Annotated in this window: 11 protein-coding genes; 8 read left to right on the forward strand and 3 right to left on the reverse strand. The window is 64.4% G+C overall.

The annotated features are described in order from the left end of the window. The first annotated feature begins 84 nt into the window (after positions 1–84). Positions 85–4,161: an ATP-dependent RNA helicase HrpA gene (hrpA, locus tag ACA027_RS09255; RefSeq protein WP_370682081.1), complete on the forward strand. Its 4,077-nt coding sequence runs from the start codon at positions 85–87 to the stop codon at positions 4,159–4,161. A 21-nt stretch (positions 4,162–4,182) separates the two neighbouring features. Here the strand turns inward: hrpA and ACA027_RS09260 are convergent, their stop codons facing one another. Continuing rightward, positions 4,183–5,073 carry a LysR family transcriptional regulator gene (locus ACA027_RS09260; RefSeq protein WP_370682082.1) on the reverse strand — a complete coding sequence of 297 codons (891 nt, stop codon included), beginning with the start codon at positions 5,071–5,073 and terminating at the stop codon, positions 4,183–4,185. Positions 5,074–5,162: 89 nt separating this feature from the next. Between ACA027_RS09260 and ACA027_RS09265 the strand changes: the two genes are divergently transcribed. The 4 genes from ACA027_RS09265 to panD all read left to right on the forward strand — a co-directional run bounded on the left by ACA027_RS09265 (position 5,163) and on the right by panD (position 8,828). Then, positions 5,163–6,050 carry a CoA ester lyase gene (locus ACA027_RS09265; RefSeq protein ID WP_370682083.1) on the forward strand — a complete coding sequence of 296 codons (888 nt, stop codon included), beginning with the start codon at positions 5,163–5,165 and terminating at the stop codon, positions 6,048–6,050. 69 nt (positions 6,051–6,119) lie between these two features. Beyond that, complete coding sequence (locus ACA027_RS09270; protein WP_370682084.1) at positions 6,120–7,112, forward strand: tripartite tricarboxylate transporter substrate binding protein; 993 nt, start codon at positions 6,120–6,122, stop codon at positions 7,110–7,112. A gap of 15 nt (positions 7,113–7,127) precedes the next feature. Beyond that, positions 7,128–8,279 (forward strand): CoA transferase, encoded by a 1,152-nt coding sequence (locus ACA027_RS09275; RefSeq protein WP_370682085.1) that lies wholly within the window; start codon positions 7,128–7,130, stop codon positions 8,277–8,279. Between the two features lie 168 nt (positions 8,280–8,447). Continuing rightward, complete coding sequence (gene panD / locus ACA027_RS09280; RefSeq protein WP_370682086.1) at positions 8,448–8,828, forward strand: aspartate 1-decarboxylase; 381 nt, start codon at positions 8,448–8,450, stop codon at positions 8,826–8,828. On the opposite strand, the gene ACA027_RS09285 is transcribed toward panD, so the two are convergent. Beyond that, positions 8,812–10,059 carry an MFS transporter gene (locus tag ACA027_RS09285; protein ID WP_370682087.1) on the reverse strand — a complete coding sequence of 416 codons (1,248 nt, stop codon included), beginning with the start codon at positions 10,057–10,059 and terminating at the stop codon, positions 8,812–8,814. The genes panD and ACA027_RS09285 overlap by 17 nt on opposite strands. An 89-nt stretch (positions 10,060–10,148) precedes the next feature. On the opposite strand from ACA027_RS09285, the gene ACA027_RS09290 reads away from it, so the two are divergent. The 3 genes from ACA027_RS09290 (at position 10,149) to ACA027_RS09300 (ending at position 14,613) form a co-directional block, all read left to right on the forward strand. Continuing rightward, positions 10,149–11,072, forward strand: coding sequence for a LysR family transcriptional regulator (locus ACA027_RS09290; protein WP_370682088.1), 924 nt, complete (start codon positions 10,149–10,151; stop codon positions 11,070–11,072). Between the two features lie 142 nt (positions 11,073–11,214). Beyond that, a complete protein-coding gene (locus tag ACA027_RS09295; protein ID WP_370682089.1) occupies positions 11,215–12,645 on the forward strand; it encodes an MBL fold metallo-hydrolase RNA specificity domain-containing protein in 1,431 nt (476 codons plus the stop codon). 270 nt (positions 12,646–12,915) lie between these two features. Next, on the forward strand, positions 12,916–14,613 hold the full coding sequence (locus tag ACA027_RS09300; RefSeq protein ID WP_370682090.1) for a long-chain fatty acid--CoA ligase: 1,698 nt from the start codon (positions 12,916–12,918) through the stop codon (positions 14,611–14,613). A 103-nt stretch (positions 14,614–14,716) separates the two neighbouring features. Here the strand turns inward: ACA027_RS09300 and ACA027_RS09305 are convergent, their stop codons facing one another. Next, positions 14,717–15,226: a HugZ family protein gene (locus tag ACA027_RS09305; RefSeq protein ID WP_370682091.1), complete on the reverse strand. Its 510-nt coding sequence runs from the start codon at positions 15,224–15,226 to the stop codon at positions 14,717–14,719. Positions 15,227–15,302: the final 76 nt, after the last annotated feature.

Here is a 15,302-nt window from a genome sequence, read left to right on the forward strand (position 1 = left end):
GTTCGCAAATGGCAATCCGTATGCGGGTGCTTGTTGTGCATGCCCAACGTCAACCGTCTCCTAGCCCCGATAATCCAGCCCCTTATGTCTTTGAAGATCACCTTCCCCGAGTCGCTTCCCGTATCCAGCCGCCGTGACGAGATCATGGAGGCCATGGACCGCCACCAGGTCATCATCGTCTGTGGCGAAACCGGCTCGGGCAAGACCACGCAGCTGCCCAAGATCGCGCTGGCGCTGGGCAGGGGCAAGATCAATGCGGTGCCCGATGAAAAAGGCCAGGTGCGCGGCCATTTGATCGGCCACACCCAGCCGCGCCGGATTGCCGCGTCTTCCGTGGCCAAGCGCATTGCCGAGGAGCTGAACACGCCCCTGGGCGAGGTGGTGGGCTACAGGGTGCGCTTTCAGGACACGCTGCAAAAAAACGCCTCGGTCAAGCTGATGACGGATGGCATCTTGCTGGCCGAGACCCAGACCGATCCGCTGCTCAAGGCCTACGACACCCTGATCATCGATGAGGCCCACGAGCGCAGCCTGAACATCGATTTCTTGCTGGGCTATCTCAAGCAGCTCCTGCCCAAGCGCCCCGATCTGAAGGTGGTGGTGACCTCGGCCACCATCGATGCCGAGCGTTTTGCCAAGCATTTCGAATCCAAGGACGGGCCTGCGCCCGTGATCATGGTCTCGGGCCGCACCTACCCGGTGGAGATGCGCTACCGCCCCTTAGAGGGCGAAAAAGACAAGGACTTGAACGACGCCATTGCCGATGGCGTGGACGAGCTGTGGCAGGGCGGCAGAGGTGGCGACATCCTGATCTTTCTGCCCGGCGAGCGCGAGATCCGCGAGGCCGCAGACCATGTGCGCAAGCATTTGCAGAACTCGCCCACATTGCGCAGCGCCGAGGTGTTGCCGCTGTTCTCGCGCCTGTCCCAGGCCGAGCAGGACCGCATTTTTGACGGCCATACCGGCCGCCGCATTGTGCTGGCCACCAACGTGGCCGAAACCTCGCTCACGGTGCCTGGCATTCGCTACGTGATCGATGCAGGCACGGCGCGTGTCAAGCGCTATTCTTTCCGTAGCAAGGTGGAGCAGTTGCTGGTGGAGCCCATCTCCCAGGCCGCTGCCAACCAGCGCGCCGGCCGCTGTGGCCGCGTGGCCAACGGCATTTGCATACGCCTGTATGACGAGGCCGACTTCAACGGCCGCGACCGCTTTACCGACCCCGAAATTCTGCGCAGCTCGCTGGCCGGCGTGATTTTGCGCATGAAGTCCCTGGGCCTGGGCGATGTGGTGCATTTCCCCTTTCTGGAAGCGCCCTCGGGCCGCGCCATTGCCGACGGCTACCAGCTGCTGGCCGAACTGGGGGCGGTGGACGAGCGTGGCGAGCTGCTGGCCATGGGCAAGGAGCTGTCGCGCCTGCCGCTGGACCCGCGCGTGGGCCGCATGATCGTCGAAGCGAAAAGCCGTGGCGCGCTGGCCGAGGTGTTGATCATTGCCTCGGCGCTGTCGGTGCAGGATGTGCGTGACCGGCCCATGGAGGCCCAGCAGCAGGCCGACCAGGCGCATGCCAAGTTTGACGACGAGAAAAGCGAATTCAGCGGCTATCTGCGGCTGTGGAAATGGCTGTCGGACGCGCGCGGCGGCAAGGTGGTGGCCAAGAGCCGGGCCGAGATGGCCGCGCAAAGCAAGCCGGCGGCCAAGCCCAGCACCCGCAGCCAGGCGTTCTTGCCGGTGAGCCAGCGTGCCAGCGGCGCCCAGGTGGAAGGTACGGTGGAGGAGCGCCTGGCGCTGTTCAACCCTGCCGAGCCGCAGCAAGAGGCCGCCACGCACAAGGTCAGCAACCGGCAGTGGGAGCAGTTGCTGCGCCAGAACTTCATCAACATCCGCCGCGTGCGCGAGTGGCGTGATATTCACTCCCAGCTGCTCACCGTGGTCAAGGAGCAGAAATGGCAGATCAACAGCGAGGCCGCAGGCTATGAGGCCATGCACCTGTCCATGCTCTCCGGTCTGCTGGGCAATATCGGCTACAAGGGCGAGGAAAGCGAAGCCTATCTGGGCGCCCATGGCATCAAGTTCCACCCCCACCCCGGCGCGCACCTGAGCAAAAAACCGGGCCGCTGGATTGTGGCGGCAGAGCAGGTCGAGACCTCGCGCCTGTACGGCCGTGGCATTGCCGCCATCGAGCCGCAGTGGCTGGAAGAGGTGGGCGCCCATCTCTTGAAAAAGCAACTGCTGGACCCGCACTGGAGCAAAAAACAGGCCGATGTGGTGGCGCTGGAGCGGGCCACGCTGTATGGCCTGGTGGTCTACAACGGCCGGCGCGTGAGCTATGGCCGCGTGGACCCGCATGCGGCGCGCAACACCTTTATCCGCCAGGCCCTGGTGGAGGGCGAGTGGGAAACCAAATGGCATTTCCTGCCCGCCAACCTCAAGCTGATGCGCAAGGTCGAAGAGCTGGAGCACAAAAGCCGCCGTCAGGACGTGCTGGTAGACGACGAGCTGATCTTCGCCTTCTACGACCAGCAACTGCCGCGCGATGTGTACAGCGGCGCTACCTTTGACCAGTGGTTCCGCCTGCACAGCAAGGACAAGCCCGAGCTGCTGCGCCTGTCCAAGGACGAGCTGATGCGCCACGAGGCCGCCGGCATCACCACCGACAACTTCCCCAAGTTGCTCAAGCTCGGCGGTGTGGACTGCACGGCCAGCTATCTGCACAGCCCCGGCGATGCACGCGACGGCGTCACCGTTACCGTGCCGCTGTTTGTGCTCAATCAGGTCAGCGAGGAGCGTGCCGAGTGGCTGGTGCCGGGCATGCTCAAGGACAAGATCCAGGCCCTGCTCAAAAGCCTGCCACAGCGCCCGCGCAGCCGCTTTGTGCCACTGCCCGAAAGCGCGGCCCGCCTGGCCGCGCTGTTCACCCAGCCCGAGCGCTGGGCCCAGCAGGGCAGCGGCCTGATCGATGCCTTGCTGAAACAGGTGCGCGACGAAACCTCGCTGGATGTGAAGCGCGCCGACTTCAAGCTGGACATGCTCAGCCCGCATCTGTTCATGAACTTCCGCATCACGGACGAGCATGGTCGCCAGCTGGACCAGGGCCGCAACCTGGGCGCGCTCAAGTCCAAACTGGGCAGTCAGGCGCGCGGCGCCTTCCAGGAGCTTGCTTCCTTAAAGGTAGCAGCCGTAGCATCTGTGCAGCCTGATGTGGCCATAGATGAAGCGCAAACCGGCGCCCAGAAAGCACAGGCTGCTGCAAAAACAGAAGCAGTTGCAGGCAAGGCCGGACAACCCAAACAAGCCGCAGCAGCCCAGCCGCATGACGCCCGCTACAAGGAATGGAGTTTTGGCGAGCTGCCCGAGCTGATGGAAATCCGCCAGGGCAACCAGACTTTGCTGGGCTTCCCGGCGCTGATCGATCACGGCGACTGCGTGGGCATCGCCGTGTTTGACGAGCCCGAGATGGCCGCGGCCAAGCACCGCGTGGGCCTGCGCCGCCTGTTTGCGCTGCAAATCCGCGACGCGCTGAAATACCTGGAAAAAAACATCCCCGATCTGCAGAAGATGGCCGTGGCCTATATGCCGCTGGGCACGCAGGAGGAGCTGCGCGCCCAGATCATCGACGTGGCCATAGACCGTGCCTTTTTGCAGGAGCCTTTGCCAGCCAATGCCAACGACTTCAAGCAGCGTGTGCAGGACGGGCGCGGGCGCCTGACCCTGATCGCCAACGAGGTGGCGCGCATGGCCGGTGTGATTCTGGTGGAGTACGCGGCTGCCGCGCGCAAGATCAAGGACACCAAGAATGCGCCTGATGCCACCAAGGACGCTGGCGAGCAGCTGAACAAGCTGATGCCCAAGAACTTTATCGCCGTGGCGCCTTGGACGCAGCTAGGCCATTACGCGCGCTACCTGAAGGCCATCACCACACGCCTGGACAAATACCGCGCCGACCCCGCGCGCGACGCCCTCAAGCTCAAGGAGCTGCAGCCGCTGGAGCAGCGCTACTGGCGCCTGGTGGCCGAGCGCAAGGGCCAGGTCGATGCCCGCATGCAGGAATACCGCTGGATGCTGGAGGAGCTGCGCGTGAGCTTTTTCGCCCAGGAGCTGCGCACGCCGTATCCGGTCAGCAGCAAGCGCCTAGACAAGGTCTGGCAGCAGCTGCAGCACTGATGCCGCGCTGGCCTTGCTGCTTCAGCGTGCCTGGCGCTGGCGCTCGGCCAGCACGTGCCGCGCGCTCTCGACCAGCTTGTGGATGAGGGCCAGCCTTGCGGAAGAGCGCAGCCACATGACGCCAAACCTACGGGTCTGGATGGCATCGGGCAGTGGAATGCGCACCACGTCTTGCCCATCCGGCAGGTTCAATGCGGTGTCGGGCACCAGGGCCACGCCCAGCCCGCGGTCGACCATCATGGCAATGGCCGCGAGCGAGCTCAGCTCGAAGCGCTCCTGGGGGGCGACGCCAATGTCCTGCAGATAACGCTCCACCATCTTGCCGCCACCCAGAGTGCGGTCATAACGCACCAGGGGCTGGGTGCGCAGCAATTGGTGCGGGTCTCGCCTGGCCATGCTTTTGGGGGCCAGCAAGATCAGCTTTTCCTCCCGCAGCTGCGACCAGTCGCAAGTCTTGGCCAGCGGAAAGTTGGGGTAGAGGCAGACCGCAGCATCGATATCGCCGGTTTGCATCTCCTCATACAACTGGTGGGTGGTGGCCGAGCGCAGATAGACCTTGACGTCCGGGCATGCCACGACGAACTTGGCGAGGATGTCGGGTAGCAGGCTGTGCAGGGCCGTATTGATCGTGCCAATGACCAGCTCGCCCGTGTTGGCATCCTGATTGACCAGGGTGTGGGTGTTCGAGAGTTCACGCAGCAGCGCGGGGACGCTGTCCTTGAGCCGGTGGCCCGCCGGAGTGGGCACCACGGTGCGCCCTGCGCGCGTCAGCAGCGGGGTGCCAAATTCTTTTTCCAGATTGCGCATCTGCTGTGCCACGGCGGCCGCCGTGAGGTGCATGCGGCGTGCGGCCTCCGCCATGGAGCCGGTCTCTGCGACCAGAAGAAAGCTGTTCAGGTAGCTGGTTTCCATCAGAGGGTGCGTAAAAAGAAAGTTTTTCTATCTTCTGAACGCATGGTACAGCGCTTTATTTCAGGGGGATCCCTTCAGACAATCGCTGCATGAGAAGCAAATTGTTTGTTCCAGGCTCCCGGCCTGAGCTGTTTCCCAAGGCCTTGCGCAGCGATGCGGACAGCCTGTCCTATGACCTGGAGGATGCCGTGGCGGAGCCGCGCAAGGCAGAGGCGCGGGCCTTGCTGAGCGCCTTTTTGCAAAGCGATGCGGCGCGTGCCCATGACAAGACCATCATCGTGCGGGTCAACGCCATGGACACCCCGCATTTCGCAGCGGACGTGGCCGCCGTCGTGCAGCAGGGTGTGCAACTCATCAACTTGCCCAAGCCTGAAAGTGCGCAGCATGTCAGAGACGCAGCCGAGCAAATCGCTGTCGCAGCGCAAGCCAATGGGCTGGATGCGGCGCCTGGTTTGCTGCTCAACATTGAAACCCCGAAAGCATTGCGCACTGCGGCGGAGCTGGCAGGCGCGCACCCCAGCGTGGTGGGCCTGCAGGTGGGGCTGGGCGATCTTTTCGAGCCTTACGGCATTCACCGGCGGGAGCGTGCGGCCATTGAGCAAGTGCTTTTTGCCGTGCGCATGGCAGCGGCAGAGGCCCATGTGCTGGCCTACGACGGCGCGTTTTCCAACATCAGCGACACCGAAGGCTTTCGTGCCGAGGCGCAACTGGCCCACAGGTTGGGATTTCAGGGCAAGACCTGCATCCATCCCAGCCAGGTCGCCTTGGCCAATGCCGTCTTTCAGCCGACTGCCGCAGAAATTGAAGAGGCGCTCAAGGTGGTGGCGGCTTCGCACGAAGCACAGCACAGCGCAGTGGGTGCCTATGTGGTGGACGGAAAGATGATCGACAAGCCTTTTGTGCTGCGTGCGCAAGCCATCGTGGCGCGCGCCCGGGAGCAGGGCTTGATTCCGCCCTCGCCATCGCGGGCGGCGTAGGTGCACAAGGCGATGCACTGCGCGCTGTGCGATGGACCGCTTTGATTCATATAACGACAGGAGACATAGATGAAACCGACAACTTCCCTGGTTCGCCGCACGGTGGCCGCTTCAGCGTGCATGCTGGCTTTCGGCATGGCTTTTCCCGCATTGGCCAGTGGTGCGCCTTATCCCAGCAAGGCCATCACCCTGGTCGTGCCTTACCCGCCCGGAGGCTCCAATGACGTGTTTGCACGCCTGGTGGCCAAGGAAATGGGCGAGATGCTCAAGCAGGCCATCATTGTGGAAAACCGTCCGGGTGCCAGCGGCAACACGGGCACGGCTTCCGTGGCCAAGGCGCCGGCAGATGGCTACACCATCGTGGCGGTGTCTTCCAGCATGACGACCAATGCGGCGGTGCAACCGAAGATGCCGTTTGACCCGGTCAAGAGCCTGGCGCCCATTGCGATGCTGGCCAAGGGACCGATGGTGGTGGCGGTGAACAACGAATTCCCTGCCAGCACGCCCGAAGAGCTGATCAAGGCTGTGAAGGCCAACCCCGGCAAGTTCAATTACGCCACCTCTGGCACCGGCAGCGTCAACCACATTGCGACGGAGTATTTGCGCGCCATGGCGCCTGGCTTTGACATCACCCACATCCCCTACAAAGGCCAAGGCCTGGCGGTGACCGATGTGGTGGGCAACCAGGTGCAGATGCTGATGTCCAGCGGACCATCGATCCTGCCAATGATTCGCAACGGAAAGCTCAAGGCGGTGGGCATCACCAGCTTGAAGCCCAGTCCGATTGCACCGGACCTCAAGCCTATGGCCTCGGCCGTGCCGGGCTTTGAATTTGAGTTGTGGTGGGGCCTGCTGGCCCCGGCAGGAACCCCTGCCGACATCGTCAACCAGCTCAATGCCACCGTGAACAAGGCGCTGGCCAAGCCCGCGCTGAAAGATCACTTCCTGCGTGAAGGTGCACTGGTGACACCGATGGCGCCGGCCCAGTTTGGCGAGGTGATCAGCAGCGATGTGGCGCGCTGGAAGCAATTGGCCAAGACAAACAATATCGTTGCAGATTGATGGAGTGAGTGACGGATGAGTTTCGCCCTTATTGAACGTGAAGGTCCCAAGGGTCCGTTGAGTGGGATTCGTGTCCTGGACCTGAGTGCCTACATCGCTGGCCCCTACGGGTGCTCGCTGCTGGCAGATCAGGGGGCGGAGGTCATCAAGATCGAGCCCCCAGCTGGCGATAACCTGCGCCAATACCCTTCCACGCTGGAGGCCGAGAGCCGGGCTTTTCTCGGGGTCAATCGCAGCAAATGGGGCATGGTGCTGGATTTGAAGCAGGCGCCGGACCATGCGGTGCTCTTGAAGCTGGTGCGGGATGCGGATGTGCTGGTGCACAACTTTCGCCCCGGCGTGCCGGAGCGCCTGGGGATTGCTTTCGCGCAGCTCAGCGCCATCAACCCGCGTTTGGTGTATTGCAGCGTGACGGGCTATGGCAGCAAAGGACCGCTGAAGAACAAGGCAGGCTACGACCAGGTGCTACAAACTTTGAGTGGCATGTGCGCCATGCAGGGCAAGGCCGATGGGCCGCCCGAAATCCTTTACGGCTCGGTGGTCGACTACTACGCCTCGGCACTGGTGGCCAGTGGCGTGGCATCGGCCTTGTACGAGCGCGAGAAGAGTGGGCTGGGCCAGCATGTGGGGGTTTCGCTGCTGGGCGCCGCACTCACCATGCAGTCTGCCCGCCTGGTCTGGGCGAGCGGCGAACCTCGGGAAGTGGGACGGGACATGCGCTCGGGTGGCATTACCGGCATCCATCCCACCAGGGAGGGCTTTATCTACATCTCCGCCAACACCCAGCATTTCTGGGCGGCACTGTGCGCGAAGACGGGCATGCATGACCTGGCGCGGGACGCGCAATACGACACGGTGCGCAAGCGCGCCCAGCACAAGGCGCTGCTGGTGGAGCGATTGCGCAGCGCCTTGCAGGCGCAGACGGCGCTGGAGTGGGAGGGCATCTTCGGCGAGGAGGTGCCCTGTGCCGCAGCGCGCACGGTGGAAGATATGTTCGATGACCCCCAGGTGCAGGCGGAAGGGCTGATTGCCGAGTTCTCGCACCCCGTTGTTGGCCGCTACCGTGGTTTCACCCGCCCTGTGGATTTTCACCGCACCCCCGGACCCACACCGTTTGCTGCGCCGGCACTGGGGCAGCATACCGTGCTGCTCAAGGGCCAAGGCTGACGACCGCGGTGTGGCGAGGCAGGCACTGCCTTGCTGTGCCGTCTGAATCTTCTGCATGGCCTGCGCTGTCACATGGCCGCAGCCCGCCTGGGTGTTTGGTTTGAGGGGGCTGGTGGTGCGCCATGCACAATGCGCGGCGCATTACCGCCACCCCAAGAGGAGACACCCATGTTCCGCACACTTTTGAAGTCCAAGATTCACCGCGTCAAGACCACGCACTGCGAGCTGCACTACGAAGGCTCCTGCGCCATCGACGAGGATTTGCTGGACGCCGCCAATATTGCCGAGAACGAGCAGATTCATATCTGGAACATCGACAACGGCGAGCGCTTTGTCACCTATGCCATCAAGGGCCAGCGCGGCAGCGGCATGATTTCGGTGAATGGCTCGGCAGCGCGCCGTGCCGCTGTGGGGGATTTGCTCATCATTGCCGCCTTTGCCCAGGTGCATGAAAGCGATGTGGCAGACCACCAGCCCCAGCTGGTGTTTGTGGATGATCACAATCGCCAGACGGAGCTGCGCCACAAGGTGGCTACGCAGACGCTGTAGGCCGCAGCAAGGCCCGGCTGGACAAGGCCAGGCCCAGGGCCAGCAGGGCCGCCAGCACCAGCAGCCAGAGGGCGCCGTTGGCTTGCATGGCAGTCAGTCCCATCAACCATGCGGTGCCGAAAAATGCCAGGCTGGAGCCCAGGTGCATCAAGCTGGTTTGCAGCATGGAAAAGCTGGTGCGTCGCTCAGGGCTGGGATGGGCCGCGCTGGTGGCAGCCGCTGCGACCAGGGCCGTATAGGTGCTGGCCATGAAGCACACCATGAACAGCCCGCTGGCCATGGCGCCCAGCGGGCCCATCACGCCGCTGGCGCAGGCCAGCAAATTGGCTGCCAGAGCCGCCAGCCCCCAGCGGAACACGCGCGGCCCGCCAAAGCGGGAGACGGCCTTGCCCGCCAACCTGGAGGCCAACAAGCCGGCTACGCCACCCAACAAAAACCACAGCGGCAATTGGGCGCTGCCACCGGTCAGACCCATCAAGATGGGCGCCAGCATGGGAATCACCAGCAGGGCCGGAAATTGCGACAAGGCATTGAGCCCGGCGTGGCGCAGCGTGCCGCCGCGCAGGCCGGACAGCATCTGCCCGAGCGAGGCCGCACGGGCTGGTGGGCGTGTAGCGGGCAGCTTCCAGGCCGCAGTGCACAGGCACAGCAGACAGCAAGCGCCGATCAGGCGAAACGACCAGCGCCAATCCGCAGCCTGTGCCAGCCACAACACCAGCGGCGTGCCGGCAATGCTGACGGCGGAAAACGCCACCACCGTGAGCGCCAGCAGGGCCGGCCGTTCTTTTTCGCTGGCATGCACCAGCAAAATGGCCGAGGCGCTGCCCATGGTGATGCCACCGGTGAGCCCGGCCACGGTGCGCCAGAACAGCAAACTGCCAAAGCCTTCGGCCATGGAGGTGGCCAGCGTGGTCAGGCTCAGCACCGACAGGGCCGCCAGCAGCAGCCGCTTGGGCTGTACGCGGTCTGCCAGACCATAGGCTAGCAGGCCGGAGACGATGGCTGCGATGGTGTAGGCGCCGGCGGCATAGCCGGCCCAGCCCACGGGAACGCCCAGGTCGCCCGCCATCCAGGGGAACAAGGGGCTGACGGCCATGTACTCCAGCGCATTGGTGAACTGGATGGCGGCCACCACCCAGGCAATGCTGCGTGCGCTGCCGGTCATGGAGGGCGTGGTGGGTGACTCTGGTGCAGAGGCCGATGAAAAAGAAGAAGGACTGCGATCTTGCATGGCAGGTGCTTGGTAGCCGGAAAGTGCCGCAGTCTAGGTGCCAAGCGCTGTCTAAAATAGGTCGTTTTTGATAACGATTGAATATCAAAATGAGTCAGAAAAAAGAGCGGCTGAATCTGAATGCCTTGCGTGTGTTTGTGGCCGTGGCGTCCCGACAGAGCTTTGCTGCGGCCGGGCGGATGCTGGAACTGCCCACGTCCAATGTCAGCCGCCATGTCAGCACGCTGGAGCAGAGCCTGGGCCTCAAATTGCTGGACCGGCGCGGCCGCAGCCTGCGCTTGACCGAGGCGGGCCAGGCCTTGTGCGAGCGTTTTGCGCCGCTGCTGCTGGATGTGGAGGGCTTTGTGGACACACTCAAACCCGCCGGCGCTGCACTGCAAGGCAGCTTGCGCATCAGCCTGCCCAGCGAAGCCGGTCCCTATCTGCTGGGGCCGGCCCTGGCCGACTTTGTGCACCAGAACCCCGAGCTGGAGCTGCGCTGCATCACCACGCTTGCAGGTGTGGAAGGGGGCTTGGAGGACATGGACCTGGCTGTGGTGGTGGGGCGCGGTGACCTGCCCGACACCAGTTGGGTGGCCCAGCCCCTGGCCGAGCTGGAGAGCGTGGTGGTGGCCGCGCCGGCCTTGCTGCAGCGCTATGGCACGCCCACCCATGTCAGGGAGCTGGAACAACTGCCCTGCATCACCACGGTCGATGTGCTGGGCGGCGCACCCTGGCGCTTTGTGCAGGGCAGGGGGCGCATCTGGCAGCAGCCGGTGATGGCGCGGGTGAGGCTGGACAGCGGCGCCCTGGCATTCATGGCCGCGCGGCGTGGCACGGGCTTTGCCATTTTGGCCCGCCAGGCCTGCGAGCAGGCCATAGCGGCAGGGGAGCTGGTCGTCATTTCTCTGGACAAGCAGCCCGCACCGCTGCGTTTGCTGGCCATCTACCCCCAGCGCAAATACCTGCCGCAAAAGGTCAAGGCGCTGATTGCGCACTTCCGCCAGGCCTTGGGCGCGCAGGGCAGCGCTTGAGTACAAGAGGGCCAGGTAGCGCATGTGAACTTGACTTGAAGCAAACCGTAGCACAGCCCCGGGGCAGTCCGGCTGTTACAGTTTGCGGCATGCAGGGCAGCCCAGGTAGGCGCTGCCGGCGTAGCCAGCGGGTTGAACACAGATGCAAATCACGTTTCATGGGGCCGCGCAAGCGGTGACGGGCTCTTGCTTCCGGGTGGAAGTAGGAGATGGCAGTTTTCTGATCGATTGCGGCATGGCCCAGGGCGGGCAGCTGGCGCAGGCGCACAACCAGAGCGCCTTTGCCTTCGACCCGCGCGAGATCGATTTTGTGTTGCTCACCCATGCGCACATAGACCACAGCGGCCTGCTGCCCAAGCTGGCAGCCCAGGGCTTTCGCGGGCCTATTTACTGCACACCGGCCACGGCCGATCTGCTGGAGGTGCTGCTCAAGGACAGCGCCCATATCCAGAGCATGGAGGCCGAACGCCACTGGCGCCGTGCCCGCAAGGGGCGCCAGAACGGCGGCAAGCATGCAGGCCACGGCCAGCATGAGGAGGACGAAGTCGCGCCGCTGTACACCCAGCAGGACGTGGCGCGGGCGCTGTCCCTGGTGGAGGCCAAGCCTTATGAGCAGCTGTTTTCCCCGCACCCGGCCGTGCAGGTCAAGCTGCGCGATGCCGGCCATATTCTGGGCTCGGCCATTGTCGAAGCCTGGCTGACCGAAGAGGGCCGCACGCGCAAGCTGGTGGCCAGCGGCGACCTGGGCCAGCCCGGCCGGCCCATTCTGCGCGACCCGGCCATCATTGATGAGGCCGATGTGCTGCTGATCGAATCCACCTACGGCGATCGCCTGCACAAGGACAGCGGCGCCACGCTGGAAGAGCTGGTGGAGGTGATCAGCCGCACCGCGCCGCGCGGCAATGTGGTGATCCCTGCCTTTGCCGTGGGCCGCACCCAGGAGCTGCTCTACCACTTTGCCCAGCTGGCGCGCCAGGGCCGCTTGCCGCCGGTGGAGATTTTTGTGGACTCGCCCATGGCGGTGACGGCCACGGCCATCACGCTGCGGCATTTCGCCAGCTTTGATGCCGAAACCCGCCAGCTGATGGGCAGCCCCGAGCACTTGGCCCAGTGGCGCCAGTTGCACTTCATCAGCGATGTGGAGGAGTCCATACGCCTGAACCGCATCAAGGCTGGCGCCGTCATCATCTCGGCCAGTGGCATGTGCGATGCCGGCCGCGTGCTGCACCACCTGCACAACAACCTGGAGCGTCAAGACTGCGCGGTGTTGATTTGCGGCTACCAGGCCGCAGGCTCGCTGGGCCGCCGCCTGGTGGATGGAGAAAAGCGCCTGCGCTTGTTTGGAGACGACATCGAGGTGCGCGCCTCGGTGCACACCCTGGGCGGTTTTTCGGCCCACGCCGACCAGAAAGCCCTGCTGGACTGGGCAGGGGCATTCCAGCGCCCACCAGCCCAGACCTTTGTGGTGCATGGCGAAGCCCATGCGGCCCAGGCATTGGCAGGCCAGCTGCGGGCGCTGCCGAACTGGGGCCAGGTACAGGTGCCGGAAGAGGGCAGCAGCTGGCAGCTGTAGCGGAGTCAGGGGTTGTACTGGCCAGCTGCGATGCTCCTGAAAATGGAGCGATCATGGCTTTGGGGTATTGCCTTCTCGGCCTGTTTTCCTGAATTTTTGGGGCGAATGCCTGCCTGGAAGTTCCGGGCAGGCATGGTGTGTCGCGGCCCTGCGGGGTCGCACAAGCGACCCGGTGTAGGGGACGCTACGGATGCCCGGAAGAGGGCAGAGGTCTAGCGTAGGGGGATGTCTTCACTCTCTGCCTCCTCCACCCCAACCTCCACCACTGCCATGCGCCCACACCATGCTTTTTGGCCCCGCCGCCTGCCCCATGCCCTGACCGTGCCGGTCACCTCGCTGTGGGACAACCTGGACACCAGCGCGCGCCGTTACCCGGACAAGGTCGGGCTGGTGTTCATGGGCCGCCGTATCAACTACCGCGAAATGGCCGACACGACCGAGCGCCTGGCCGCCCACCTGCATGCCCAGGGCGTGCGCAAGGGCGACCGCGTGATCTTGCTGATGCAAAACCTGCCGCAGCTGGTGATGGCGCATTTCGCCATTTTGCGGGCCAATGCCGTGGTGGTGCCGGTCAACCCCATGAACCTGGCCCAGGAGCTGTCGCACTACATCACCGATGCCGGCGTGAAGCTGGCCATCACCACGGCCGATCTGGCCCCCGAGCTGGCCAAGGCCAGCAATGCCCTGGGCGCGGACCAGCGCCTGTCGCACATGGTGGTCAGCCAGTTGCACGACTACCTGCCCGCCGGTGCCGATTGCGAAGCCATGCCAGAGGCCTGGGAGGCCTGGCTCAAGCCCGAACGCCCGCTGCCCCAGCTGGAAGGCGGCAGCGTCAGCCAGTGGAAGGACGCGGCCAGCACCACGGCCGCAGCGCCCGCGCTGGAAGTGGGCAGCGATGATTTGAGCGTGCTGCCTTACACCAGCGGCACCACCGGCCTGCCCAAGGGCTGTATGCATACCCACCGCTCCATCATGCACAACGCCGTGGCGGGAGCGGCCTGGGGCAGCGGCACCTGCGAAATGGTGACTCTGGCCGTGGTGCCCATGTTCCACATCACGGGCATGGTGTCCATGATGCACACCTGCATCTACCAGGGCGCTTGCATGGTGCTGCTGCCGCGCTGGGACCGCGAGGTGGCCGGGCGCTTGATTTCGCAGTACCGCGTCACGCACTGGACGAACATCCCCACCATGGTCATTGACCTGATGGGCAGCCCCAACTACCGCAACTTTGACCTGAGCAGCCTGGTCTACATCGGCGGCGGCGGTGCGGCCATGCCCCAGGCCGTGGCCCAGCGGCTGAAAGATGAGTTCGGCCTGTCCTTCCAGGAGGGCTATGGCCTGACCGAGACCGCAGCGCCCACGCACAACAATCCTTCCGATCACCCCAAGCAGCAATGCCTGGGCATTCCGTTCATGAGCACGGAGTCCTTTGTGGCCAATCCCGACACGCTGGAGGAGATGCCCGTGGGCGAGTCCGGTGAGATCCTGGTGCACGGCCCCCAGGTGTTCCAGGGCTACTGGAAGAACCCGCAGGCCACGCAGGCCGCGTTTGTGGACATCGGCGGCAAGAAGTTCTTTCGCACCGGCGACCTGGGGCGCATGGATGAGGAAGGCTTTTTCTTCCTCACCGACCGCCTCAAACGCATGATCAACGCCAGCGGCTTCAAGGTCTGGCCGGCCGAGGTGGAGGCGCTGATGTTCAGCCACCCCGCCATCCAGGAGGCCTGCGTCATCGCCGCCAAGGATGCCTACCGGGGCGAGACCGTGAAGGCCGTGGTGGTGCTGCGCCAGTCCTTCAAGGGCCAGGTCAGCGAGGCCGACATCATCCAGTGGTGCCGCGAGCACATGGCCGTCTACAAGGTGCCGCGCCTGGTGCAGCTGGTGGATGCACTGCCCAAGAGCGGCAGCGGCAAGGTGATGTGGCGGCTGCTGCAGGAGTCGGAGACCGCAGCGCCTGGCGCATAGCCCTGCGCTGCACGCGACAGCCCGACAGCCTGGCTTGAAGTGTTTCAGGCCTGGCTGGCTGTCAGCGTAAGCAAAGCATGCTCTGCATTGAAGAGCAGGGCAGTTACGGTGCGGTGGCGGGTGGGGTCTGCAGCAGCTGCCGCAGCGCTTCTGCATCCACATCGCGGGCCGCGCCAAAGCCGGCCACATGGCGGGCGGACAGGGGCTGCAGGCACACCAGGCGAAAGTCGCCCAGCTCCATCATGAAAGCCACATCGGCAAAGCGTGCCAGATAGGCCGTGCGGGCCGCCAGCCACTCGGGGCTGTCCCGCTCCGGGGTGTGTGCACGGACCTGCAGGCTGACGCGCTCCAGGGCATGCACGGCGCCGTCTTCGGGCTCGGCTGCGGCCACCATCAGACTGGCCAAAGGCTGGGCCTGCAACTGCCGGGTGTGGGCCGCCAGGCCCGACAGATGCAGCACCAGCAGGCCGCTGTGCGCATCGATGGCATAGGGCACCAGGGACACAAAGGGCTCCGGCCCTGCAGCCGTGCTGGCCAGGCTGCCCAGGGCCGCCGTGCGGCGGTGGTGCAGCAGCTGTCGCAGGCTGTGGGAGAGACGGGGTTCATGTGCCATGGCGCAAAGGATGCTGATGGAAAAAACGCATTGTAGGAGGCCGCCTGGGCCGTGCTGCGGCGCTGTTGGTGCATGG

Source organism: Comamonas sp. GB3 AK4-5 (assembly GCF_041320665.1).
Lineage (GTDB): Bacteria > Pseudomonadota > Gammaproteobacteria > Burkholderiales > Burkholderiaceae_C > Comamonas.